This window comes from Amylibacter sp. IMCC11727 (genome assembly GCF_029854195.1).
Taxonomy (GTDB): Bacteria; Pseudomonadota; Alphaproteobacteria; order Rhodobacterales; family Rhodobacteraceae; genus Amylibacter.
In genome coordinates, this window is record NZ_CP122960.1 from 2,432,220 (window position 1) to 2,456,361 (window position 24,142).

Annotated in this window: 22 protein-coding genes; 12 read left to right on the plus strand and 10 right to left on the minus strand. The window is 55.9% G+C overall.

Going from position 1 to position 24,142, the window contains the following annotated elements; genetic code table 11:
• Positions 1-26 precede the first annotated feature (26 nt).
• Both cimA and cysS read right to left on the minus strand, forming a co-directional pair.
• Positions 27-1,655 (minus strand): citramalate synthase, encoded by a 1,629-nt coding sequence (gene cimA / locus QBD29_RS12320; RefSeq protein ID WP_280098392.1) that lies wholly within the window; start codon positions 1,653-1,655, stop codon positions 27-29.
• 157 nt (positions 1,656-1,812) lie between these two features.
• Positions 1,813-3,210, minus strand: coding sequence for a cysteine--tRNA ligase (gene cysS / locus QBD29_RS12325; RefSeq protein ID WP_280098393.1), 1,398 nt, complete (start codon positions 3,208-3,210; stop codon positions 1,813-1,815).
• 307 nt (positions 3,211-3,517) lie between these two features.
• Here cysS and QBD29_RS12330 point away from each other — a divergent pair, with 307 nt between their 5' ends.
• From QBD29_RS12330 to QBD29_RS12340, 3 genes are read left to right on the plus strand one after another with little or no spacing between them, the layout of a single operon-like run.
• On the plus strand, positions 3,518-4,690 hold the full coding sequence (locus QBD29_RS12330; RefSeq protein WP_280098394.1) for a pyridoxal phosphate-dependent aminotransferase: 1,173 nt from the start codon (positions 3,518-3,520) through the stop codon (positions 4,688-4,690).
• A 2-nt stretch (positions 4,691-4,692) separates the two neighbouring features.
• Positions 4,693-5,070, plus strand: a complete 378-nt coding sequence (locus QBD29_RS12335; RefSeq protein ID WP_280098395.1) for a nuclear transport factor 2 family protein — start codon at positions 4,693-4,695, stop codon at positions 5,068-5,070.
• Positions 5,071-5,074: 4 nt separating this feature from the next.
• Complete coding sequence (locus tag QBD29_RS12340; RefSeq protein ID WP_280098396.1) at positions 5,075-5,899, plus strand: isocitrate lyase/phosphoenolpyruvate mutase family protein; 825 nt, start codon at positions 5,075-5,077, stop codon at positions 5,897-5,899.
• 11 nt (positions 5,900-5,910) lie between these two features.
• Here QBD29_RS12340 and QBD29_RS12345 read toward each other — a convergent pair whose 3' ends face one another.
• The gene (locus QBD29_RS12345) at positions 5,911-6,291 is read right to left on the minus strand and encodes a hypothetical protein (RefSeq protein WP_280098397.1); all 381 of its coding nucleotides are present in this window, start codon (positions 6,289-6,291) and stop codon (positions 5,911-5,913) included.
• Between the two features lie 224 nt (positions 6,292-6,515).
• Here QBD29_RS12345 and QBD29_RS12350 point away from each other — a divergent pair, with 224 nt between their 5' ends.
• From QBD29_RS12350 to hpaR, 4 genes are all read left to right on the plus strand, one after another.
• Entirely contained in the window at positions 6,516-7,937 is a 1,422-nt protein-coding gene (locus QBD29_RS12350) for a pyridoxal-dependent decarboxylase (RefSeq protein ID WP_280098398.1), read from the plus strand.
• 31 nt (positions 7,938-7,968) lie between these two features.
• Positions 7,969-9,054: a TPM domain-containing protein gene (locus tag QBD29_RS12355; protein ID WP_280098399.1), complete on the plus strand. Its 1,086-nt coding sequence runs from the start codon at positions 7,969-7,971 to the stop codon at positions 9,052-9,054.
• Positions 9,055-9,276: 222 nt separating this feature from the next.
• Entirely contained in the window at positions 9,277-10,815 is a 1,539-nt protein-coding gene (locus QBD29_RS12360) for a trimethylamine methyltransferase family protein (protein ID WP_280098400.1), read from the plus strand.
• A gap of 123 nt (positions 10,816-10,938) precedes the next feature.
• Positions 10,939-11,367, plus strand: coding sequence for a homoprotocatechuate degradation operon regulator HpaR (gene hpaR / locus QBD29_RS12365; protein WP_280098401.1), 429 nt, complete (start codon positions 10,939-10,941; stop codon positions 11,365-11,367).
• Here hpaR and QBD29_RS12370 read toward each other — a convergent pair.
• Positions 11,356-12,657 (minus strand): NAD(P)/FAD-dependent oxidoreductase, encoded by a 1,302-nt coding sequence (locus QBD29_RS12370; RefSeq protein WP_280098402.1) that lies wholly within the window; start codon positions 12,655-12,657, stop codon positions 11,356-11,358. The two genes, hpaR and QBD29_RS12370, sit on opposite strands and share 12 nt — an antisense overlap.
• 144 nt (positions 12,658-12,801) lie before the next feature.
• A complete protein-coding gene (locus QBD29_RS12375) occupies positions 12,802-14,145 on the minus strand; it encodes an adenylosuccinate lyase family protein (protein ID WP_280098403.1) in 1,344 nt (447 codons plus the stop codon).
• A 114-nt stretch (positions 14,146-14,259) separates the two neighbouring features.
• Here QBD29_RS12375 and QBD29_RS12380 point away from each other — a divergent pair, with 114 nt between their 5' ends.
• The 5 genes from QBD29_RS12380 (at position 14,260) to QBD29_RS12400 (ending at position 19,657) form a co-directional block, all read left to right on the plus strand.
• Complete coding sequence (locus tag QBD29_RS12380) at positions 14,260-14,910, plus strand: flavin reductase family protein (RefSeq protein WP_280098404.1); 651 nt, start codon at positions 14,260-14,262, stop codon at positions 14,908-14,910.
• Between the two features lie 83 nt (positions 14,911-14,993).
• Entirely contained in the window at positions 14,994-16,136 is a 1,143-nt protein-coding gene (locus tag QBD29_RS12385; RefSeq protein WP_280098405.1) for an MFS transporter, read from the plus strand.
• A gap of 75 nt (positions 16,137-16,211) precedes the next feature.
• A complete protein-coding gene (locus tag QBD29_RS12390; protein ID WP_280098406.1) occupies positions 16,212-17,132 on the plus strand; it encodes an alpha/beta hydrolase in 921 nt (306 codons plus the stop codon).
• Positions 17,133-19,238: an NAD(P)-binding protein gene (locus tag QBD29_RS12395; protein WP_280098407.1), complete on the plus strand. Its 2,106-nt coding sequence runs from the start codon at positions 17,133-17,135 to the stop codon at positions 19,236-19,238.
• Positions 19,235-19,657 (plus strand): hypothetical protein, encoded by a 423-nt coding sequence (locus QBD29_RS12400; RefSeq protein ID WP_280098408.1) that lies wholly within the window; start codon positions 19,235-19,237, stop codon positions 19,655-19,657. Before QBD29_RS12395 ends, QBD29_RS12400 begins: the two co-directional genes overlap by 4 nt.
• Positions 19,658-19,707: 50 nt before the next feature.
• On the opposite strand, the gene QBD29_RS12405 is transcribed toward QBD29_RS12400, so the two are convergent.
• From QBD29_RS12405 to QBD29_RS12425, 5 genes are read right to left on the minus strand one after another with little or no spacing between them, the layout of a single operon-like run.
• Complete coding sequence (locus QBD29_RS12405) at positions 19,708-20,544, minus strand: alkaline phosphatase family protein (RefSeq protein WP_280100962.1); 837 nt, start codon at positions 20,542-20,544, stop codon at positions 19,708-19,710.
• A complete protein-coding gene (locus QBD29_RS12410; RefSeq protein WP_280098409.1) occupies positions 20,544-20,738 on the minus strand; it encodes a hypothetical protein in 195 nt (64 codons plus the stop codon). Before QBD29_RS12410 ends, QBD29_RS12405 begins: the two co-directional genes overlap by 1 nt.
• Positions 20,738-22,375: an ABC transporter ATP-binding protein gene (locus QBD29_RS12415; protein WP_280098410.1), complete on the minus strand. Its 1,638-nt coding sequence runs from the start codon at positions 22,373-22,375 to the stop codon at positions 20,738-20,740. Before QBD29_RS12415 ends, QBD29_RS12410 begins: the two co-directional genes overlap by 1 nt.
• Positions 22,372-23,184 (minus strand): ABC transporter permease, encoded by an 813-nt coding sequence (locus QBD29_RS12420; protein ID WP_280098411.1) that lies wholly within the window; start codon positions 23,182-23,184, stop codon positions 22,372-22,374. Before QBD29_RS12420 ends, QBD29_RS12415 begins: the two co-directional genes overlap by 4 nt.
• A complete protein-coding gene (locus QBD29_RS12425) occupies positions 23,181-24,137 on the minus strand; it encodes an ABC transporter permease (protein ID WP_280098412.1) in 957 nt (318 codons plus the stop codon). The genes QBD29_RS12420 and QBD29_RS12425 overlap by 4 nt, the downstream gene beginning before the upstream one ends.
• Positions 24,138-24,142: the final 5 nt, after the last annotated feature.

Below are 24,142 nucleotides of genomic sequence, written 5' to 3' on the forward strand. Positions count from 1 at the left end.
AAAGGCCCGCTATTCTCAGCGGGTCTTTAACCTTGGGCCGACGCTCCATCGCGCAACAGCTTCCAATTGATCGCATCTGTTAGCGCCTCAAAACTGGCATCCACGATGTTTGCAGACACTCCCACGGTGGACCAACGCGCCCCATCCCCGTCTTCGCTGTCAATCACAACCCGCGTCACCGCCTCCGTGCCACTACCCGTGATCCGCACCTTAAAATCCACCAAATGCATGTCATCAATGATGCTTTGATACGGCCCCAAATCCCGTTCCAACGCCCGCCAAAGCGCGTTCACAGGTCCTTGGTCGTTGCCCACCGCGTCCATGCTTTCACTGGCAGACAGGTGTTTTTGCCCGCCAATATTCACCGCCACCACCGCTTCAGACAGGGTCATACGCCCTTTGCCTTCCACATGGGTGCGTTCCACTGTCACGCGATACCGCATGATCTCAAAAAACGTTGGCAAATCGCCCAGAACACGCCGCGCCAAAATCTCGAACGACGCCTGCGCCCCGTCATAGGCGTAGCCTTGATCTTCCCGCTCTTTAACAGCGTTCAAGATGTCCCCCAACCGCGCATCACCCTTTTCAACCGCAATCCCCGCATCCGTCAGCCGTTTCAACAGGTTCGACTGCCCCGCCTGATTGGACATGGGGATAATCCGTTCATTGCCCACACGGCTCGGCTCCACATGTTCATAGGTCGTCGGATCTTTCAAAATCGCACTGGCATGCAGCCCCGCCTTATGGGCAAAGGCACTGGCCCCCACATAAGCCGCCCATTTATGGGGCACACGGTTCAAAATATCGTCGAGCATCCGTGACACTTTCGTCAGCGAAGCCAAACCAGCCGCGCTCACACCCGTTTCAAACTGGCTCGCATAGGGTTCTTTCAGCAGCAAAGTCGGAATGATCGCCGTTAGGTTCGCATTGCCGCAGCGTTCCCCCAGCCCATTCAACGTCCCTTGAATATGCCGCGCGCCCGCATCCACCGCCGCCAGCGTGTTGGCCACCGCCATTTCCGTGTCATTATGCGTGTGAATTCCCAGATGATCGCCCGGAATCCCGCTTTCAATCACCGCCGCCGTGGCCGCACGTACCTCTGCAGGCAGCGCCCCGCCATTGGTGTCACACAGCACGATCCAGCGACACCCCGCATCAAACGCCGCCTTCGCCGCCTTCAACGCATAGTCAGGATTGGCCTTAAACCCATCAAAGAAATGCTCGCAGTCAAACAAGGCTTCCCGCCCGCTCGCCACGATATGCTTGAAACTCTCCGCGATGTTTTCAAGGTTCTCCTCCAGCGTTATGCCCAGCGCCTTGGTCACATGAAAATCATGTGTCTTACCCACCAGACACACCGCAGGCGTATTGGCATTCATCACCGCCGCCAAAACATCATCATTCGCCGCAGACCGCCCGGCACGCTTGGTCATCCCAAACGCCGTAAACGTAGCATGGCTCAACTTTGGCGCCGCCGCAAAGAAATCACTGTCCGTCGGATTGGCCCCAGGCCACCCGCCCTCCACATAATCAATCCCCAGCTCATCGAGCGCATGGGAAATGCGGATTTTGTCCTCAGCGGTAAAGTCGACACCTTGCGTTTGTTGGCCATCGCGAAGGGTTGTGTCGAAAAGGTAAAGGCGCTCGCGGATCATGATAACACCTCAAACCTGAAACTTGGCCGTGCGCCGCTCGGCCTGCGCCGATCCCACTGCGTTGGCAGCAAGTTGCTTACAACTTGCGAGAAACGGGCCCCACAGGAGGCGCATTCGCGCCACCCGAGGTCGGCGAAGGCCTGTGTTGAATCACTACTCATTCCGAAACACCGTTTAATTTACTCAGATCAACTTCAGGCCCCGCCACCAACAAAATGCCTTCTTTACCCATTTGAACTGATACTCCCGCATTTGAAAGAAGGGCTTTCAAACGATCAACTTCTGAAAAATCCTTGGTCTCCATCGCAAGAGATCGCACCTCTGTCAGCTTCTTTTGCCATTGATCCAAAACGACGCCACCGCGGTTTATCCAATCGCCCATGTTGGGAGATAGAAGACCCAGCAAAAGTGCGCTGGCCTTCAAAGTCGCCCAGTCTTTTTTGGCGGCAAGGTCATGCAAGAGTGAAATTGCACCTGGTGTGTTCAAGTCGTCGGACAAGACTTCCAGAAACTCAGCGCTTGGCTTTCCATCACCTTGAGCGTCAATGGCATCGCGCCATTTACTCAAAGTCCGCGCCGCCTCTTTCGCCTTCTTTTCCGTCCAATCCATCGGTTTCCGATAATGTGTCCCTAAGAACACAAACCGAATAACCTCACCCGGATATCCTTGATCAATCAACTCCCGCACCGAAAAGAAATTCCCCAAGCTCTTGGACATCTTCTTGCCCTCCACCTGCAACATCTCATTGTGCATCCACACCTGCGCAAAGTCCTCCTCCGACCCGCAAGCGCACGACTGCGCCTTCTCATTTTCATGATGCGGAAACGCAAGGTCCAATCCGCCTCCATGGATATCAAACCGCTTGCCAAACAGCTTCTCCGCCATTGCAGAACACTCAATATGCCAACCGGGTCGCCCCCGCCCCCACGGGCTGTCCCAACCGGGCTGCTCCGCGTCAGACGGCTTCCACAACACAAAATCCATCGGATTGCGCTTATAGGGTGCCACTTCAACCCGCGCGCCCGCAATCATGTCATCCACAGACCGCCCCGACAGAGAGCCATAGTTCTCATACGACGTCACATCAAACAGCACGTGCCCCTCGGCTTCATACGCATGCCCGCGCTCAATCAGCATAGCCGACATATCCACCATCTCTTGAATATACTCGGTCGCCCGCGGCGCATGATCAGGCTCAAGGTTCCCAAGCGCCCCCATATCCTCCAGATACCACGCAATGGTTTCATCCGTGCGCTCCTGCACCAACTCCTCCAACGTGCCAGCGGCCCCCGCCTCTTTGCGCGCCGCTGCGGTTGCGTTGATCTTGTCATCTACATCGGTGAAATTGCGCGCATATTGCACATGGCCTTCGCCATACACCTCACGCAGCAAACGATAGAGAACATCAAACACAATCACAGGCCGCGCATTGCCAATATGGGCGCGATCATACACCGTTGGTCCGCACACATACATGCGCACGTCCTTTTTATCCAAAGGCGTAAAGACCTCTTTTTTGCGGGTCTTCGTGTTATACAGTTTAATCTCGGTCATCGGTCGTCCTTAACGCACACGCACTTTATCCGTGGCGGACCTATCACTCGTTATCTGTTTAGGAAATAGAGAAGCAGTCCGCCTGACACAGTCAGTGGATAATGCAAATACAGCAAATGATGCTTTTGTTTCTCATGGCGCCGACCATACCCCAGCCGCCTCAAAAAACAACCCTAACAATTCACATACGCCTTAACGTCTTTTTCTTGGTCCAAATATCCAATATTTACCGCCGCCAACCACACCCCCTTGCAGAATCCCCTCAAACCCCGTTTCCATCGGATCAACATCATCAGGGAAACCGCCCATGAAACTCTCAAATCGCATCCAATCCATTACCGGCGACGGATCAGACGGCTGGGATATCCTCTATCGGTCGCGCGATATGATCGACGCGGGCATTCCAGTGCTCGAACTCACCATCGGCGAACACGACAACCGCACCGATCCATCCATCATCGACGAAATGTATCGCAGCGCCAAAGCGGGCAACACAGGCTACGCCGCTGTGCCAGGCAACACCGATTTAAGAGAAGCCATCGCGGCGCGGGTTCAAGCACAATCAGGCGTTCCAACAACCAAAGACAATGTGATCGTCACCACAGGGGGCCAAGCCGCCCTGTTTGCCGCCCATCTCGCCTTGCTTGATCACGGCGACACGGGTTTGTTCATGGACCCTTACTACGCAACCTACCCTGGCGGCATCCGCTCCATTGGGTCAAAATCCTTGGCCGTTCCAACCCATTCCGATCACAATTTCCAACCACAACGGGCCGATCTGGAACCGCTGGCTAAATCTGCAAAATCCCTGCTGATCAACTCGCCGAACAACCCCACAGGCGTCATTTATTCGCGCGAAACACTCGAAATGATCTGTGATGTGTGCCTGACAAATGATGTGGTTCTGGTGTCAGATGAGGTTTACGACACCCAAGTCTGGGAAGGCGAGCATATCTCGCCGCGCAGCTTGCCCAACATGGCCGACAATTGTTTTGTTATTGGCTCCATGTCGAAATCCCACGCCATGACAGGTTGGCGCGTGGGTTGGATCATCGGCCCAAAAGACGCCATTGATCGCATTCTTGATCTGTCTACAATCAACACCTACGGCGTGCCGGGCTTCATCCAAGATGCCGCCACCTTTGCGCTCACCAATGGCACCGAACTGGAAACCGAAGTGGCCAATGTGTTTCGCAACCGCCTGTTAATGGCACGCGAAATTTTGAAAGACGAAACCGACATTCGCTTGATCCCCGCGCAAGGGGCCATGTATCTGATGCTTGATATCCGCGCCACGGGCCTGTCAGGCGATGATTTCGCCGATCAACTGCTGACCCAAGAACACATCGCCGTTATGCCAGGGGAAAGTTTTGGTGCATCGGCTGCGGGTCACATTCGTGTGGCCATGACTATCCCCGATGACGATTTCAAAACCGCCCTCACGCGCCTTATTGCGTTTGCCAAATCAAAGATTGCTTAACCATGCCTGTGCCCAGCCAAAAAATCACCAACCTGACCCAATCCTTCTGCACCGCATGGACAGACCGCGACGCCTTTGCCGTGGCTGGCCTGTTCGAAGCGGATGCCACATTTTTGGTAAACGGAACCCCCGCCAAAGACCCCAAAGCCATCGCCGACGTGGCCGATGGGTTTTTCACGCTGTTTCCCGACCTGCACTTCATGGCCGATGACACCCGCATCGCCAGCCCCAATGCGCTTTTGTCTTGGACCTTTTATGGCCACCATCAAAAAACCAAATCCTTCACAAAACTCAGCGGATGGATCACACTGGTGGCATCGGACACGGGCAAAATCGCCACGGCCCAGATGTTCTATGATCCAAGTGCTTTAAAAGGATAACACGATGTCCCATGATCCCGGCCCCGCCTTTCGCGCCCTGCACCAGCCTGGCAATCCATTCATCCTTGCCAATGCGTGGGACGCGGGCAGCGCCAAAATGCTCGCCGCTCTGGGCGCACAGGCGTTGGCAACCACATCGGGTGGACACGCCTTTACCCTTGGCCGCCCAGACATGGGCACAGTTACGCGCGATGAAGCACTGGCCCATGCCCAAGACCTTGTGGCCGCAACACCGCTGCCTGTGTCAGGGGACTTTGAAAACGGCTATGGCGATGCGCCTGAAACAGTGGCTGAAACCATTCGACTGGCATGCGAAGCGGGTTTGGCGGGCTGTTCTATTGAAGACACGGCCTTTGACACCGACACGGCCTATGCGTTTGATTTTGCCGTGGAGCGGATCAAAGCGGCCGTGGCCGCAACCCGTGCTCTGCCACGCGATTTCGTTTTGGTGGCCCGCGCCGATGGCATCATGAACGGCTATTACGACGTGGAAGAAGCGATCCGCCGTCTGCAAGCCTTTGATGCGGCGGGGGCAGATTGTCTCTATGCGCCTTTCCCAAAATCCGTGGACGATCTGCGCCGCATCGTGGCCTGCACGGACAAACCGATCAACGCCCTGACCGCCGGCCCTGTGTTTAGCAAAGTAACCCGTGCGGACTATGCCGCCATGGGCGTTGCGCGCATTTCGCTCGGCTCGGCTTTGGCCCGCGTCACGCAGCAATCCTTGATTGATGCGGCAACGCCCCTGCTGGCAGCGGGTGATTTTTCCACTTTGGGCACTGCAGCAGATCGCGCCACCGTTGATGCCATGTTGAGCACCCCATCCTAAGCCCCGCACACTTACGGTTTTACATAGGCCGAACCAAAGTGGAACAGGTTGCCTTTGTGCTTGATGCGCACGTTGGATCGGTCCAGATGATAGCCGCGCCTTTCGAGGATTTGGCGCACCATATGCCCGATCATTTGGCGCAATTTCACAGACGTTGCCACCTTGGGGCAGTGCCGCTTTAACAGAGGCGACAGTGGCTCAATCGCAGGGCGGCGCAAATAACTCGCGGTTTCCATGATCAAAATCACATGCTCTTGGTGCAGCCAAGTCCACAAGGATTGACCATCAAGATGCGCAAATGTGTTTGCGAATTTGTCAGGTCGATAGGGCGGAATAGCGGGTTTCGCGAAGTCTGTTTGCACTATTTTTTTTTGAGAGTCTTTTTTCGCCATTTGAGGATCCTTTTCTTCGTGCAGATGGGAGACTTTCATGGGTCTAGCTTCTTCAGGTTGCCAAACCGTTAATTCAGACGCTTTCGCTAGAAGCTTCATTTATGACGCTTCATAAATGCAGTGTCTTAATCTTTAAAATGCCCCATGCCCCAACCTTGCACTCGCTTCTCTTGCACGCCTCTTCACTCGCCGCTATCATTAATTAACATGTTAGCGAGATACCCATGAAATACGCCGATTACGCCAAATGGACCAACCGCGCCACACAGTGGATCGAAACTCATTTCGCAACGCTGCGCGACAAACCCGTGCGGGCCCAAACGCAGATCGGGGAGATTGCGGCGCGTTTGCCCGCGTCGCCCCCCGAACACGCAACGGATATGGAAACGATCATCGCGGATTTCGAACACATTGTCCCTGATGGTATAACCCATTGGCAACACCCGCGTTTCTTTGCGTATTTCCAATCAAACGCGGCCCCTGCTTCGATGATTGCAGAACAACTCACCAACGCAATCGCCGCGCAATGTATGCTCTGGCAAACCTCACCAGCGGCCACAGAAATCGAACAGGTGATGATTGATTGGTTTCGCCAAGCCATGGCCCTGCCAGACGGTTTCAAAGGCGTGATCCAAGACAGCGCCAGTTCCGCAACCCTGTCCGCCGTTCTCACTATGCGCGAACGCGCCACAGGGTTTACTGGCAATGACACAGGCCTTTCCACACAGCCGCGCTTGCGAATTTATTGCTCTGAACAGGTGCATTCCTCGATTGATAAGGCCTGTTGGGTCGCAGGCATTGGCCAAGACAATTTGATCAAAATCCCAACGAATAGCGCCTATCAAATGGACCCCGCCGCGCTCCAATCCGCCATCACTGCGGACCGCGCTGCGGGGCATACGCCCGCTGGCGTCATCCTTTGCACAGGCGGCACATCTATCGGCGCGTGCGATGATCTGCCCCCCGTCCTCGCCATCTCGCGGGCCGAGGACTTATACACCCATCTTGATGCCGCTTGGGCAGGCTCTGCCATGATCTGCCCCGAATTGCGCGACATTTGGGTCGGTGCAGAAAACTGCGATAGCATCGTGTTTAATCCGCACAAATGGCTGGGTGCGAATTTCGATTGCTCCATTCAGTTCCTCAAAGACCCAGACATTCAGCGCCGCACTATGGGCCTGCGCCCGTCTTATCTCGAAACACCGCAAGCCTCTGAAATCACAAACTTTAACGAATGGACTGTGCCACTTGGCCGTCGCTTTCGTGCGCTAAAACTCTGGTTTTTGGTGCGTGCCTACGGGCTCGAAGGCTTGCGCGAACGGATGCGCAATCACGTTAAATGGGCCCAAGAGCTAGAGGCCAAACTCGCCGCCCATCCCGATTTCACCATCACTACCCACAGCCGCCTGTCGCTCTTCACATTCCAGCACACCCCTGCAAACGCGGACCCAAACACTGCCTCCGCCAATCTCTTGCAGAAAATCAATGATGATGGGCGTATTTACCTCACTCAAACCCTGCACAACGGCGCCTTCGTGATCCGTTTCGTAGCGGGTCAGTTTGATTGCACGCGCGATGATGTTATGCTTGCCTATGACGTCATTACAGAACTGGCAAACAGCGCCCCCACAGGCGATCAGTCCTAATCGCCACCCAAAACGAACAAAGCTTAACCACATGACATTTTTACAAAAAATCTTCCTCACCCTCTGCTTCACGGTTCTTTTGCCTTTAACCGTTTCCGCTCAAACCTATCCGAATTATCAATCTCTTTATGTGAATGACTTTGCCGATATCATCGGCGCACAGTCTGAAAAACGCATCGAAGCCATGCTGCGAGACGCCAAACGGGATCGCGATCTCGAAGTCACCGTGGTGACAATCAATCGCCGCTCCGATTACGGCTCCAGCAGCTCTATCGCCACCTTTGCCACAGGCTTGTTCAACAGTTGGGGCGTTGGCAATCCAGATCGTAATGATGGTATCTTGATCCTTGTCTCCAAAGAAGATCGAGAAATGCGCATCGCTTTGGGGTCTGGCTATCCAGCGCGCTACGACGACCGTGCTAAAAACGTCATCGACAATTACTTCCTGCCCTATTTTCGCGATGGGCGCTATTCCTCTGGAATCGAAGCAGGCACCAAAGAAACTCTAAAACGTTTGGTGCTCGATTACGGCCCAGACAATCGCCCAACGCTGAAATCCCGCATAAAAAACGAAACCACGCACATCTCGGAAAACGCCAGAAACGGCGGGCTTTGGGCCTGGATTTTGGGCGCTTTGGGCCTTGGCGGTGGGGGCGTCGGGTTTAAAATGTTCCGCCGCTGGCAACGGTTCCGCCCCCGCATCTGCGACACGTGCGGACGCAAAATGCGCCGCTTAGCCGAAACAGACGAAGACGCCTACCTCGCCCAAGGGGAAATCGTCGAAGAGGCCATCAAATCAAAAGACTACGATGTCTGGTACTGCGCCTATGATGAACGCACCCGCGTCGAAGGTTATCCAAAATGGTTCACGGGCTACGCCACATGCCCGTCTTGCAATTATTACACACTGCATTCTAAACGGCGCACGTTGGTGGCGGCCACAACCTCTTCCACAGGCCGCGCAGAAGTCACGTATGATTGCAAAAACTGCGACCACCACAAAGTCGAAACCGTCACCATTCCCAAAGTCTCCACAAGCTCCTCCTCAAGCGGAGGAAGCAGCGGCGGCTTTAGCGGCGGATCCTCCTCTGGCGGTGGTGCAAGCGGCAGCTGGTAATCTGCCAAAAACGACACTTCTGCCGCAAACAGACGTGTTGACCCTGCCAAACTGTCGCAGTCTGATCGCAGCTAAGACAGAGACAGACATGATTGATCTTAACTGGATGACACACCTCATTTCGCGCACCATTGGCGCAAACCGTGGGCGTGCGGCACGTGGATCGCCACAGGCGTAAACCCGCCTCAACGTCCAACACATCCCAGTTAAAAAGATACCAATATGTCAGAACCCAAAGCCCGCCGCTCAGGTGGACGCTCCGCCCGTCAGGCCCTGCGCGCCGCTCCCGTCGCCGAAGCAGATCGCTCAATCCACGCTGGTATGGAAGGGGGCACGTACAAACCCCTGTCCGACACCCAAGTTCAGCAAATCCACACTGCCGCCCTCGATGCGCTTGAAAACATCGGCTTGGCTGATGCACCACCATCTGGCGTGAAAATCCTCACCGATGCAGGCGCGATCCAAGGGGACGATGGCCGCATCCGCTTTCCCCGCGCCCTCGTCGAAGACATGCTCACCAAAGCCAACAAAGATATCACGCTTTACAGCCGAGATGGGAAAAACAATCTACACCTCAACGGCAAACGCGTTCACTACGGCACAGCAGGCGCGGCAGTTCACCTTGTGGACGTGATGGGCAATGAATACCGCGAATGCGGCGTGCAAGACCTGCACGATGCCGCGCGGATTGTGGATCGGCTCGACAATATCCACTTCTTGCAACGCCCCATGGTGTGCCGCGACATCGCTGACAATCGCGAAATGGATCTCAACACCATCTACGCCACCGCATCAGGCACCACAAAACACATCGGCACATCGTTCACCGAACCCGATTTCGTGCCTGACGCGCTCGAAATGCTCTACGAAATCTCAGGGGGCGAGGCGAACTTCCGTGCCAACCCGTGGATGTCCAACTCTAATTGTTTCGTCGTCCCACCGATGAAATTCGCCACCGAGTCTTGCGAAGTCATGGAAGCCTGCATTCGCGGCGGCATGCCCGTGCTTTTGCTCTCCGCTGGTATGGCAGGCGCGACCGCTCCATCTACAATCGCAGGGGCCATCGTACAGGCCACCGCCGAATGTTTGGGTGGTATGGTCTATGTCAACGCCATCGCACCGGGCCATCCCGCCATCTTTGGCACGTGGCCGTTTGGGCTCGATCTGCGCACGGGGGCCATGTCCATTGGCTCTGGCGAACAGGCGCTGCTCACCGCAGGCTGCGCCCAAATGCACCATTTTTATGGTCTGCCTGGTGGGGCCGCCGCAGGCGCTTCGGACAGTAAAATGCCCGATATGCAGGCAGGTTGGGAACAAATGTGCTCCAACGTCATGGCGGGCCTGTCAGGCGTCAACATGGTGTACGAAGCAGCAGGCATGCACGCTTCCCTCCTTGGATTCTGCCACGAAAGCCTTGTCCTTGGCGACGATATCATCGGCCAGGCTCTGCGTTGCGTGCGCGGCATCGAAGTGAACGATGAAACCCTTGCCCTCGAACAGATCGAACAGGTCTGCGTGGGCGGGCCCGGCCACTACCTTGGCACAGGCGAAACCCTGTCACGGATGGAAGCTGATTACGTCTATCCCAACATGGGCGACCGCACCTCCCCGAAAGAATGGGCCGAACTTGGCAAACCTGATCTTTTGGAAAAAGCCGTCGCCAAAAAAGAAGAAATCTTGGCCGCTGGCTCTCAGTGCAAATTCGATCCTGCACTTGATGCGTCTTTACGTGAAAAATTCACGATCCATCTGCCAAAATAAAACCTTCTGCGGCGGTTCACAGGACCAATCCCCTAAAAACCGCCGCAGAAAAACGCGGCTTCCCTTGCCACCGCAACCCTATATACTGAACCTGTTATCGAATTTTCGCAGGGCATAGATGTTATGAGCAAATTTTTCGCCAAAACCGAAGAATCCCTCCCCATCATGCTCTTGCGCGCCCGCGAAGCCTTGATGAAACGTATTCGCCCTTATCTCACCGAACAGGACCTTTCCGAACAGCAATGGCGCGTGTTGCGGGTATTGGACGAGGTCGGCCCACTAGAACCCACCGAACTTGGCGAACGCTGCGTGGTTCTTACCCCCAGCCTCACACGCATCCTTGCGCTGTTGGAAAAACGCGACATGATCCGCCGCGAACCCCATCCAACAGACAAACGCAAACAGATCATCCACCTCACGAAGGCTGGTCAGGATATCATTGCCCTGATCGCACCAGAGGCGCGTAAAATCTATGAAGAGCTGGAAGAAGCCTTTGGCAAACCTCAGATGAACAACCTTTTGAACAAGCTGGCAAAATTATCAGACTTCTGACGGCTTTTCCTCCTGTGGCTCTTCAAACAAAGGCCGCAATCCTGTGATCAATCGCGCCCCTTTGGAATAGGTCACATAAGACCAAAACCAACTAAACGCGACGATGATCGGCTGGCGCACCCCAATCAGGAAATAAATATGGGCCACCCCCCAAATCCACCACGCTAAAAACCCTGACAGTTGGACTTTGCCAAAATCAATTACCGCTGAATTTCGTCCAATCGTCGCCAAATTGCCTGCGTGTTTATACGCAAACGGCTTAGGCGCGGGTTTGCCACGCAACGCCGCCACAATGCGTTTTGCCACGTATTTCCCACCCTGCTTGGCCGCAGGCGCAATACCGGGCACATCTGCATCTTCTTTCCACGCAACCTTCGCCGCATCGCCAATCACAAACACCTCTGGCAGGCCCGGAACCGACATATCACCACCGACCGCGATACGCCCACTGCGATCCGTGTCCACATTCAGCCAGCGCCCCACGTTTTTCACGGCAACACCTGCCCCCCATACCTTGCAGGCAGATGGGATAAACGCACCGTCCAACTGCACGCCATCTGCGGTGATATCCTGAACCATCGTATCCAACATCACTTCAACACCCAGCTTTTCCAGCGAAGCTTTGGCTTTGTTTGACAGTTTTTCAGGAAATGCACTCAACAATCGCGGCCCTGCCTCAATCAAAATAATCCGCGCACTGCGGGAATTAATATGGCGAAAATCTCGCGCCAACGCATGATGGGCCAATTCGGCTATGGCCCCTGCCATTTCCACCCCAGTTGGCCCGCCACCGACAACAACAAATGTCATCTGCCGCGCTTGTTCCACCGGGTCGTCAGAAACCTCCGCCCGCTCAAACGCCATCAGAACATTCTTGCGAATTTCGGTGGCATCAATCACCCGCTTTAATCCAGGAGCATGTTTTTCCCACTCATCGCGCCCAAAATACGAATGATGCGCCCCGCTTGCCACAATCACATGGTCGTATTCAAACCGCCCCTCCTCCAGAACGACTTCTTTGGCGTCTGTGTCGATGTCCAACACCTCGCCCAAAACCACCCGCACATTTTGTTGGCGTGAAAAGATGCTTCGGATCGGCCACGCCACATCCGCAGGGGACAAATCCGCCGTCGCCACCTGATACAACAAGGGCTGAAACAGATGATAATTGCGCCGATCAATCATCGTAATGTCCACAGGCGCCTTGGCCAGCGCCTTAGCAGCAGAAATACCGCCAAATCCTGCGCCAATAATAACGACTTTTGCTCTTTTGTTTGGATGGTTTGACATAATCGGCCTCTGTTCTGGGTTCCAGTCAAAGGATTTGGGCGTGGCACGCCCAAAGATCATGTTCTTCTTGGACGCATCGCTCCAAAACCACCCAATATATAGGGGGCAAACTCCCTGTTAACTACACCCAATGGTGCAAACGTCCTATGCACCAGACGCAACAGCGGCCGCAAATCGGTCTACAATTGTTCCACTTTCACCAAGCGCAGACGGGGCATCAAACACACTGTCCCACGCAATCGGCAGTACCGTTTCACGCGCCATCACATCGCGCAAATGCTCCCCGCTTTCCACGGCTTTGGCGCAGGCCCCTTTCACAACGGCACGCGCTTCTGACAGGGCCATATGCTCTGCCAGCGCAAAACTCGCTGCCTCCGCCATCATCAAACCCTGTGTATCCTCAAACACGGCTGCCATCTTTGCCCGATCCACCTGCAATGAACCTGCCAACGCCTGCCCATGGCGCAGCGCCGCGCCTGTGGCCACAACCAGCGGGGCCAACGTCATCCACTCTTGCGCCCACGCGGCCCCGTCACGCTCTTGCGCATGAATGGCCGCACCCGCCAATTGCGCCACCAATCCTTGCCCTTGCCGCGCCAAGGCCAACATCGCTTCGGCCTCGGTCGGGTTCGCCTTATGGGGCATGGTGCTTGATCCACCGCCGCTCCCAGCCCGCAACCCATCCCCAATTTGCGCCGACACCAACACATCCTGCGCCATTTTGCCAAGCGATCCGCAAATCAGCCCACACAGGTTGGCAAATTCCAAAATCCCATCACGGGCCGAATGCCAAGGCAGCTCTGGCGCACGCAATCCCAGTTCTTCAGCCATGGCATCTGCCAACGCAAACCCCTGCCCGCCAAAGGCCGACAGGTTTCCCGATGCCCCCCCAAGGGACAGCACCAGCACCCGATCCCGCATCTGATCGAGCCGCGCACGATGGCGCACAAACGGCATCCCCCAGCCTGCAATCCGTGCGCCCAGCGCCGTTGGCGTTGCAATCTGATGCCGCGTGCGCGCCGCCATCGCCGTGTCGCGATGCGTCACCGCCTGATCTTTCAACGCGCCCAGCAAAGCCGCCATTCGTCCGTCAAACAAATCAAACACCCGCCGCAATCGCAGCACTAAACCCGTGTCGATAATATCCTGCGATGTTGCGCCTTTATGCACATACGCAGAATGGCCCTTGCCCTGCTCGCTTTCCTCCATCGCCGCCACAAAGGCTACCACCAAAGACGGCACAACAACGCCGTCCTTGGTCATACCCGCGCTCAATGCACCCGGATCAATCAATACCTCGCGGGCCATTCCATTTATCACCGCCGCGCTGTCTTTTGGGATCATCCCAAGGGTTCCTTGCGCCGCTGCAAGCGCCCCTTCCACCAACAACATGGCACGCACCTCTGCACTGTCAGAAAACAAAACCGACAGTTCCGCATCTCCGTACAATCCCTTGCTCATCTGCCCCTCAGCCAATGAAATCGCCATGTCACACATCCTTTGAATTTCCGCGGTTTTACCGCAAGCCTCGCCAAGAACCAACCTTGACTTGCCCCTGTACCCATCCAATGCTGACCCTAAGCAAATTTCAGGACATGCCAGATGGATTACAACCCAAATACCCAAACCAACCCGCTACCCTATTCCCCGTTCAAGGCTTGCACCGTGCCTCGCCCGATTGGCTGGCTATCGACAATTTCCACCGATGGCATTTGCAACCTCGCCCCCTACTCCCAATGGCAAAACCTCACGTTTGATCCCCCCATGGTCATGTTCTCGGCCAATCAATACCCTGACGGTCGACGCAAAGACACCGTACGCAACGCCGAAGAAACAGGCTGGTTTGTCTGGAACATGGCCACCTATGATCTGCGCGAAGCGGTCAACAAATCCGCCCAAGCCTTTGATGCGGACATCGACGAATTTGATCATGCTGGCGTCACCAAACAGGCCGCAAAACAGGCCCCCGGACCGATGGTCGCCGAAAGCCCATGTCACTTTGAATGCTCCTACATCTCCACCCACCGCCTCCCTGGTAACTCTCCTGTGGGCACAATCGACATCGTCTTTGGCCGCGTTGAACACATCCATGTGGCAGATCACGTGCTTACCCCCGATGGCAAACTCGATATCCCCAAAATCCGCCCTATCGCGCGCATGGGCTACTACGATTACACCGTAGTGGACGAAGTTTTTGAAATGCGCATTCCAGGCGCCAGCGCCGCAGCCGATGGATTGGAAGGCAAGGCCTAGTGCCAACAGTACGCCGCGTCATCCTTGACCTTAAGGCGGGCAATCGCGCCAACTCGATCCAACTTTTGTAAGGATCCACATTCATGGGCCGCGCGTGGCCAGTCCTCATCATCCTTGGCTTTTGCCAGTTCTGCGCCAGCTGGGGCTCCCTTGCGCTGATTGCGGTGCAAATCGAAATGCGCGCAGGGTTGAACGTCACCGCTTCGAGTATCGCCGCCCTCGTCTGGGCCTTTTCCTTCTCGCTCGCCCTTGGCGCACCTTTGGCCCAAGCCATCATAGGCCATTGGCAACGCCGCGCGGTTCTGCTCGCATCTTTGATGCTAATGACCATCGGAGCAATCGCTTTGGGGCTATCGCAAAACTGGGAACAGGCCATGATCGCCCGCATCACCATGGCCATCGGTGCAGCCTCTGTCATGCCCACCGCTTCCGTGATCGCCGCCTCTATCGTGACCGAAGATCAACGCCCCGCCGCCATGTCCATTGTCTTTGGCGGGCTCACAGCATCGCTCGTAATTGCCATGCCCATTTCCAGCGCCGTGGCCGAGGCCGCAGGCTGGCGTGCGGCGTGGTACACCGCAGGGGCGGCCACCTTTGTTGCCGCGCTTGGGGTTGTGTTTGGCATCCGCAGCGATGTGCGGGGCACCCGCGCCTCCCTCTCCTCCATGCTCAGCGTGCTATCAACACCCGCCACAGGCATCACCATTGCCACAACCGCCTGTCTGATCTTCGGCGGCTTTCTCACCTATTCCATGATCGCCTTCTGGTTTGTTGAAGTGGGCAATGCCCCCCGCCCCGCCCTCACCCTTGCGCTGTTTATCTCTGGCGTGGCCTCCATGCTCGGCAACGCCTTTTCATCCCATATCGTGCGCCTGTTTGGCCGCGAAGGCACCATCGTCGCAGGCCTAGGCTTTACCGCCCTGTGCTTTTCTATCCTCTGGCTAATCCCACATGTTTATGTCCTGTCCTACCCAACGTTTGTCCTGTTCGGCGTGGGTTGGGCCATGTGCCTTGCCCCCTTACAGGCCCGCTTAATGGAAAAAGCAGGCCCCTTGGCCCAAGTGGCCCTCGCGCTCAACGCCTCTGCATTCTTTGGCGGCCAAGGCCTCGGCGCGATGGGCGGGGGTATCGTTTATTCAACCCTTGGCCCTGCCATGCTCCCCATGATCTCGCTGGTCATCCTGCTGTTCACCACAGGCCTCTTTGCCCTGTCACGCAGGCTGTGATCCATCCCTCTAGTCAATTGGCGAACACCACATCTCCACCTTGCACCGCCCGCGAACCGCGCCTAACCTGACCCAATGGATTACAGCACAAAAATCGACGCCGAAACTTGGGATTTCATCACTAAAACAGGTGAATATTATCCCCCTGAAACCATCAGCTATACCGTTGATCAGCAACGGGAAATCTATGATCGCATGTGCCGCGCTTTCTTTCAGGGCTATCCCGATGGCGTCACCGCATCCGACCACTTGATCGGAGCCATTCCAACCCGCCACTACACACGCGGCGATGCGCGCGCGACAGTGATGTATTTTCACGGCGGCGGCTTTGTGGTCGGCGGGCTCGATTCCCACGATGATGTCTGCGCCGAAATTTGCGACCGCACGGGCCTGAACGTGGTGTCCGTTGATTATCGCATGGCCCCAGAGCACCTTCACCCTGCCATGCACGACGATTGCTTGGCCGCGACCAAACACATCCTTGCCACAACAGACACCCCAATCCTGCTTGCAGGGGACAGCGCAGGGGGCAACCTCGCCGCCACGGTGGCCGCCAAATTGCGCACCGATCCGCGCCTTATCGGCCAAGTTCTAATCTACGGCGGGTTTGGCGGAGACCTAAACGCAGGCACATTTATCGAACACGCCAACGCGCCCTTGCTCACCCGCGATGAAATCCTGTTCTACGAAGGCATTCGCTATCAAGGGGGCCAACGCCCCGAAAACGACCCCACCGCCACACCGCTCCAAGACACGGATTTCTCTGGCCTACCGCCCAGCGTCATAATCTCTGCCGAATGTGACCCGATCACCGATGGCTCCCGCCTTTATCACGAAGCCATTCAAGCGGCAGGTGGAACATCCGTCTGGATCAACGAAATCGGCCTCGTTCACGGCTACTTGCGTGCCCGCACCACCGTCAAACGCGCGGCCGATAGCTTTGATCGCATCATCACGGCCTTGTCCGCCCTTTCCAAAAACGAATGGCCCTACTAAATGCGCGATCCTCGCTACGACATCCTGTTTGAACCCGTAAAAATCGGCCCACACACCACCCGCAATCGCTTTTACCAAGTGCCCCATTGCACAGGCATGGGGTATCGCCACCCCAACGCCGAAGCCGCCCATCGCGGGGTTAAGGCCGAAGGCGGCTGGGGTGTCGTGTCCACGCAAGAAACAGAAATCCACCCCACGTCCGATCTGTCCCCCGCAAACGAAGCGCGTCTTTGGTCCGATGCCGACATCCCCGCGCTGCGCCTTATGACAGAAGCTGTGCATAAACACGGCTCTCTTGCGGCTGTTCAGCTGGCGCACAACGGCTCACACGCGCCCAATATCTATTCGCGTGAACACGCCATCGCGCCCTCTCCCGCTGCTGTCGATTGGGGTGGCCCGTTGCAGGCCCGCGCCATGGACCTCACAGACATTAAAAACCTGCGCCAGTGGTACGTGGACGCCGCCAAACGCGCCCAAATCGCTGGGTTCGATATCGTCTACGCCTACGCAGGCCACGATATGACGATCCTGCAGCACTTCCTTCTGTCCCGCCACAACCACCGCACTGATCAATACGGCGGCTCTTTCGAAAACCGCCTCCGCCTGTTCCGCGAAGTGGTCTATGATCTGAAAGACGCCGTAGGCGACACCTGCGCCATTGCCATCCGTTTCGCCGTCGAAGAATTGATGGGATCAGACGGCATTGAACACCAAAACGAAGGCCGCGACGTGATCGAAGCCCTCGCCGAAGAACCCGATCTCTGGGATGTGAACCTGTCCGATTGGACAAACGACAGCCAAACCTCCCGCTTTGCCAAAGAAGGGTTTCAAGAGCCCTACACCGCGTTTGTGAAATCCGTCACCACCAAACCCGTGGTCGGGGTTGGGCGCTACACCTCGCCCGACACAATGGTCCGCCTCATCAAATCGGGCCACCTAGACCTCATTGGCGCGGCGCGGCCTTCTATCGCCGATCCCCACCTGCCTCTCAAAATCGAACAGGGCCGCATCAACGACATCCGCGAATGTATCGGCTGCAACATCTGCACCGCAGGGGACAACACCAACGTCCCCATGCGCTGCACGCAAAACCCCACAGTGGGCGAAGAATGGCGGCGCGGCTGGCATCCCGAACGTGTAAACCCCATCGAAACCAGCCAACACCTCATCATCGGCGGAGGCCCCGCAGGGCTCGAAGCCGCCCGTGCCCTCACCCAACGCGGTGCAGAGGTCACCCTGTCCGAAGCCCGCGAAACCCTCGGCGGCCGAGTCACCCTTGAAAGCCAACTCCCCGGCCTCGCCGAATGGGCCCGCGTGCGCGATTGGCGCATTGGCCAGTTGAACGATAAACCCAACGCGCAACTCTATACCCAATCTCCGCTTACAGCCGACGATATCTTGGAATACGGCATCCCCAATGTGGCGCTGGCCACTGGGGCCACATGGCGCACCGACGGCGTGGGCCGCACCCACAAACGCCCGTTGCCCTTTCTTGACACGCCCAATGTGATCGGCCCCGACACCCTCATGGCCAATGGCGCATCCGCCCTCCCCAAAGGCCCCATCGCCATCTTCGACGATGACACATTCTACCTCGGCTCCGTGCTCGCCGAACTGGCAGCCAATGCAGGCCACGAAGTCCTTTTCATCACCCCCAGCCCAATCGTCGCCCCCTATTCGGACAACACGCTTGAACAAGACCGCATCCAATGCCGCCTCATCGACCTCGGCGTGAAAATCCTACCCCTGCAAAAACTCGCCAATCTCACCGCAGACACACTCACCACCGCCTGCACCTATTCAGGCACGGAAACAAAACACCCCTGCACCGCCCTCATCCCCGTCACCATGCGCCTGCCCGTTGATACGCTCTGGCACGATCTACAGGCCCGCAAAGCCGACTGGCCCGACGCAGGCCTGAAATCTGTCACCCGCATCGGCGATTGCTACACCCCAGGCCTTATCGCACTGGCCACCCAATCAGGCTACAAATACGCGGTAGAGTTTGGGGAAACAGTGAGGGAGCCAAAACGAGAGGTGTTTGTCGGTGGTGCTTTTTTCGCTAAACTAACAAGCCTCACCCCCCAGATACGGAAGAACCGATGAGACAGTTAATCATCTTTTGCACGTTGTACTTTTTCACGACACCCTATGCCATTGCTGGTGGCTGGGGCTTAACGAGTAAGCTCGACTCAGTTGAGCAAACTAAAGAAGCGATAGTTTTGATCTTTGAACGCGACAGACTTGTTCCTATCGAACACACAAAATTCCTATCTCAAGATTATGATGCGTCGACCTGCATACATTATGAAATTTTTGTCTTGGGCGCTCCAGACAACGCGCTGATTATACATCAGAAACACTTAAACACATTGATACAAAACAACACCAAAGTGTTCTTAGGCTTTATCGGCAGCTTCGGAAGAACAAAACAAATTTCCTATTGCCAATTCAGCACACCTTATTCAGACAGCACCTTCTCTGAACTCGGAGCAAACACACCAACATTCCTCTTCGGCCTTTAACCAAGTCTGCCCTCTTCTTCTCTGCAAAAATACTCGCGCCGCAGGCATCATCACCCCAAAAACACCCCACCCTTCATGGTGTCAGGCACATCGACGCCCATCAGCGACAACATCGTCGGGGCTAACTGCACTTGCTCCAGCACCGTATCACTTGCAGGCCCCTCAGCATCGCCAAAGTAATACAGCGCAAATTCCTGCTGCAACTCGCTCCGCCCCCCATGATGCCCACGTTCATCCTGCCCATGATCGGCGGTGACAATCACGTCATACCCCGCCTCACGCCACTTCGGAATGAACGGCGCCAGCATCTCATCCATGATGAAACACGCCACATCCATCTCATGGCTTTCATGCTGAAACCGATGCCCCATACTGTCGAGCGTACACGTGTGCAGCATCCCATAATCCAGATCAAACCGCAGCGCCAAATTGGTCAACGATCCAAACAAATCTAAATCACAGGGCGTCATCTGATTGGCAGGGCCATATCCCGTCATTGTGTGAAACCTGCCGTGATTGATCGTTTCGCTCTCAGGCTCGTCATATTCCACATCCCGCACGTTATCGAACGGATGGCGGTTGAAAAACTCTGACCAAAACGAATGGGCCACCGCCCCCGTCACGCCGCCCGCTTTGCGCACTTCAGAAAACACATCAGGATGGCTCAGACGGAACACATTCCCGTTGCCTGTACACCCGTGTTCCGCTGGCACAACACCTGTGTGGATCGACGCATAACAACTGGCCGAAATCGACGGCAGCACGCTGCGCATTTTCCACTTACGCGCATTGCCCGCATCCACATGGCCTTCCAGATTGCCAAACAACCGCCCCCAATTGCGCCAGGGCACACCGTCCAGAATGATCAGCAAAACCTTACGTTTCATCATAACCCACCAATCCCATAAATGATGTAAAGCGATGGCAATATGGTCCCCACCGTCAGCGCGAACCCGATGCACAGAAATGGCCCATAGTCATCCACCAACCCGCTCGTGAACGCCCAGCCCATCACCAGCGCCGCGATGATGATGCCGACCATAACCAACTCAACACTTGCATGCTCAATTAGCCGTTCCATCAGTTCCCCGCACTCTCCATCTTGCGATGCGCGATCACGTCTTCCAACCAGCCGAGCTTCATCTCTGGCACCGAAGACAACAGCAAATCGGTATAGTCATCAAACGGCGGCGACAGCACTTCGGACTTTGGCCCGTAACGCACCACCTGCCCTTGATACATCACCGCAATACTGTCCGCGATGGCTTTCACTGTCGCCAGATCATGGGTGATAAACAAATACGCCACACCCTCGCGCTTTTGCAGGTCCAGCAACAGCTTCAAAATCCCATCTGCGACTAAGGGATCAAGCGCGCTCGTCACCTCGTCACAAATAATCAGCTTTGGTTTCGCCGCCAACGACCGCGCGATACACACCCGTTGTTTTTGTCCTCCCGACAGTTCCGCAGGATAACGATCAATGAACCCATCCCCCATCTCAATCTCGTCGAGCAGCTCTTTCACGCGTTTGCGTTTTTCCGCACCCCGCATCCCGAAATAAAACTCCAGCGGCCGTCCAATGATCGTGCCAACGGTTTGGCGCGGGTTCATCGCCACATCCGCCATTTGGTAGATCATCTGCAATTCGCGCAAATCTTCTTTGCTGCGCTGCGCCAGGTCGGGTGAAAGCGTACGCCCCGCAAACTCAATCGACCCTGCTTTTGGCGGCAACAGCCCTGTAATCACACGGGCCAGCGTCGATTTCCCCGACCCACTTTCCCCCACAACCGCAAGGGTTTGGCCTGGGTGCAACTCCACATTGATATCACTCAAAACATCGGACGTGGTGCCAGAATACCGCGCGGTCACCCCGTTCACCGTCAGCACAGGCTCTGGCGTTGGCTGCTTTTCTTCGTGATCAATGGATCGCACCGACACCAGCGCCTTGGTGTAGTCTTCCTGCGGGTTGTTGATGATCTGCTCCACAGGCCCGTATTCCACGGTCTCGCCCATTTTCAGCACCATAATATCATCGCTCACCTGCGCCACCACAGCCAGATCGTGGGTGATGTAAATCGCCGCCACGCCCGTGTCGCGAATGGCTGCTTTGATCGCCTGCAACACATCAATCTGCGTCGTCACATCCAGCGCCGTCGTCGGCTCGTCAAACACCACAAGATCAGGTTCAGGACACAGCGCCAGCGCCGTCATACACCGCTGCAGCTGCCCTCCAGACACCTGATGGGGATAACGCGATCCGATTGTGTCAGGATCAGGCAGGCCCAGCTTGCGGAACAACTCCACCGCGCGTGCTTCGGCTTCTTTGCGGCTGAACTTGCCTTGGGACACTGCCGCCTCAACCACCTGCTCCATTATCCGTTTTGCAGGGTTGAACGACGCCGCCGCCGACTGGCTTACATAGGTCACATCGGCCCCGCGCAACTTACGCAATTCACCGATCCCATGCTTGAGGATATCAACACCGTTGACCCAAACCTCACCGCCCGTGATTTTCACGCCACCCCGACCATAAGCCATGGCAGACAATCCGATGGTGGATTTCCCCGCACCAGATTCCCCAATCAGACCCAGCACCTTGCCCTTGTCCAAATCAAACGAAACACCATGCACGATCTCAATATCATGCGGTTTGGCATTCGGCGGATACACCGTCGCGCCAATCTTCAGATCGCGCACTTTAACCAGCAATTCGCTCATCCCCGTCCCCCTTTCAAACTGGTGGTTCGGTTCAACACCCAATCCGCCACAAGGTTCACAGAAATCGCCAGCGTTGCAATCGCAATGGCAGGCATCAGCGCCGCAGGAACCGCATACACAATCCCCTGCCCGTTCTCACGTGCAATGCCGCCCCAGTCAGCCTGCGGGGGTTGCACCCCAAGCCCAAGGAACGACAGTGTGGACACAAACAGCACCATAAAGATAAACCGCAGGCCCATTTCGGCCACCAGCGGCGACAGCGCATTTGGCAGGATCTCTCGGAAGATAATCCATGCACGCCCTTCGCCGCGCAACCGCGCGGCCTCCACGTAGTCCATCACCGTAATATCAAGCGCAACCGCACGGCTCAAACGAAACACCCGCGTACTGTCGAGCAGTCCCATCAACAGGATCAGCACAAACATCGTCACAGGCATCACCGACAAAACCACCAACGCAAAAATAAGGCTTGGCATCGACATGATCAAATCCACAAATCGCGAAATTGCCTGATCCACCCAGCCGCCAATCACGGCTGCAAAAAACCCAAGGATCGACCCCAGCGTAAACGATAGGATCGTCGCCGCAGTGGCAATCCAGATCGTTGTCCGTCCGCCGTAAATCATACGGCTCAGCAAATCACGGCCAATGTTGTCGGTCCCAAGCCAATGTTCACGGCTCATCGGCTCCCACACATCGCCCACAGATTCCGTCAGCCCATAGGGCGCGATCCACGGCGCGAAAATCGCGATAAAGAAATAGACCGAGGTGAAAAACAGCCCGATCATGGCACTCAATGGAATTCTCATTTTGGATGCCTCAGTCTTGGATTGGTTAAGATAGACACCAGATCCGCAATCAGGTTCAGCCCGATGTAAACGGCAGCAAAGATCAAACCACAGGCTTGCACAACGGGCACATCCCGCTTGGCCACGTGATCCACCAAGTATTGCCCCATTCCTGGATACACAAAGACCACCTCAACCACGACAACACCCACCACCAAATAGGCAAGGTTGATCATCACAACATTCACAATCGGCGCAATCGCGTTTGGAAACGCGTGTTTGCGGATAATGGTAAACATTGACAGGCCCTTCAGCTCCGCCGTTTCAATATACGCCGACTGCATCACGTTCAAAATCGCCGCCCGCGTCATGCGCATCATATGCGCCAGAACAACTAGCGTTAAAACAAACACAGGCAGGGCAATCGCATTCAACTTTGCGCCCAGCGTCATACTGTCATTGATCATCGCAACAGATGAAAACCAGCCCAGCTTCACCGCTACAAAATACATCACAACATAGCCGATCAGGAACTCAGGGATGGAAATGGACGTCAACGTCACCCCCGAAATCAGCCTATCAGGCCAACGGTTCTGATAGCGCACCGCCAACAGGCCCAGAAAAATTGCCAATGGTACGGCAACAATTGCCGCCCAGAACGCGAGGAACAGCGTGTTGCCCAACCGCGTCCCCAAACTCTCGCCAATGTCGCGCCCATTGGTCAGCGCCGTGCCAAGGTCCCCTTGTAATGCTGCGAACAACCAACTGAAATACCGCTGCACAGGCGGATCGTTCAGACCCAACTCGGCCCGTAAATTGGCAAGGGATTCAGGTGTTGCCGACTGTCCCAAAACGGACTGCGCCACATCACCTGGCAAAATTTGCGTGCCAATGAAAATCATCACCGACGCCGCAAGAAGCAATAGGAGGCTCAGCGCAACGCGCTGAACCACCAGTTTTACAATAGGATGCATATCTA

Bases quoted from the DNA above. Each gene is read 5' to 3' on its own strand.
- cimA (WP_280098392.1), bottom strand. From the start codon at position 1,655: ATGATCCGCGAGCGCCTTTACCTTTTCGACACAACCCTTCGCGATGGC.
- cysS (WP_280098393.1), bottom strand. From the start codon at position 3,210: ATGACCGAGATTAAACTGTATAACACGAAGACCCGCAAAAAAGAGGTC.
- QBD29_RS12330 (WP_280098394.1), top strand. From the start codon at position 3,518: ATGAAACTCTCAAATCGCATCCAATCCATTACCGGCGACGGATCAGAC.
- QBD29_RS12335 (WP_280098395.1), top strand. From the start codon at position 4,693: ATGCCTGTGCCCAGCCAAAAAATCACCAACCTGACCCAATCCTTCTGC.
- QBD29_RS12340 (WP_280098396.1), top strand. From the start codon at position 5,075: ATGTCCCATGATCCCGGCCCCGCCTTTCGCGCCCTGCACCAGCCTGGC.
- QBD29_RS12345 (WP_280098397.1), bottom strand. From the start codon at position 6,291: ATGGCGAAAAAAGACTCTCAAAAAAAAATAGTGCAAACAGACTTCGCG.
- QBD29_RS12350 (WP_280098398.1), top strand. From the start codon at position 6,516: ATGAAATACGCCGATTACGCCAAATGGACCAACCGCGCCACACAGTGG.
- QBD29_RS12355 (WP_280098399.1), top strand. From the start codon at position 7,969: ATGACATTTTTACAAAAAATCTTCCTCACCCTCTGCTTCACGGTTCTT.
- QBD29_RS12360 (WP_280098400.1), top strand. From the start codon at position 9,277: ATGTCAGAACCCAAAGCCCGCCGCTCAGGTGGACGCTCCGCCCGTCAG.
- hpaR (WP_280098401.1), top strand. From the start codon at position 10,939: ATGAGCAAATTTTTCGCCAAAACCGAAGAATCCCTCCCCATCATGCTC.
- QBD29_RS12370 (WP_280098402.1), bottom strand. From the start codon at position 12,657: ATGTCAAACCATCCAAACAAAAGAGCAAAAGTCGTTATTATTGGCGCA.
- QBD29_RS12375 (WP_280098403.1), bottom strand. From the start codon at position 14,145: ATGGCGATTTCATTGGCTGAGGGGCAGATGAGCAAGGGATTGTACGGA.
- QBD29_RS12380 (WP_280098404.1), top strand. From the start codon at position 14,260: ATGGATTACAACCCAAATACCCAAACCAACCCGCTACCCTATTCCCCG.
- QBD29_RS12385 (WP_280098405.1), top strand. From the start codon at position 14,994: ATGGGCCGCGCGTGGCCAGTCCTCATCATCCTTGGCTTTTGCCAGTTC.
- QBD29_RS12390 (WP_280098406.1), top strand. From the start codon at position 16,212: ATGGATTACAGCACAAAAATCGACGCCGAAACTTGGGATTTCATCACT.
- QBD29_RS12395 (WP_280098407.1), top strand. From the start codon at position 17,133: ATGCGCGATCCTCGCTACGACATCCTGTTTGAACCCGTAAAAATCGGC.
- QBD29_RS12400 (WP_280098408.1), top strand. From the start codon at position 19,235: ATGAGACAGTTAATCATCTTTTGCACGTTGTACTTTTTCACGACACCC.
- QBD29_RS12405 (WP_280100962.1), bottom strand. From the start codon at position 20,544: ATGAAACGTAAGGTTTTGCTGATCATTCTGGACGGTGTGCCCTGGCGC.
- QBD29_RS12410 (WP_280098409.1), bottom strand. From the start codon at position 20,738: ATGGAACGGCTAATTGAGCATGCAAGTGTTGAGTTGGTTATGGTCGGC.
- QBD29_RS12415 (WP_280098410.1), bottom strand. From the start codon at position 22,375: ATGAGCGAATTGCTGGTTAAAGTGCGCGATCTGAAGATTGGCGCGACG.
- QBD29_RS12420 (WP_280098411.1), bottom strand. From the start codon at position 23,184: ATGAGAATTCCATTGAGTGCCATGATCGGGCTGTTTTTCACCTCGGTC.
- QBD29_RS12425 (WP_280098412.1), bottom strand. From the start codon at position 24,137: ATGCATCCTATTGTAAAACTGGTGGTTCAGCGCGTTGCGCTGAGCCTC.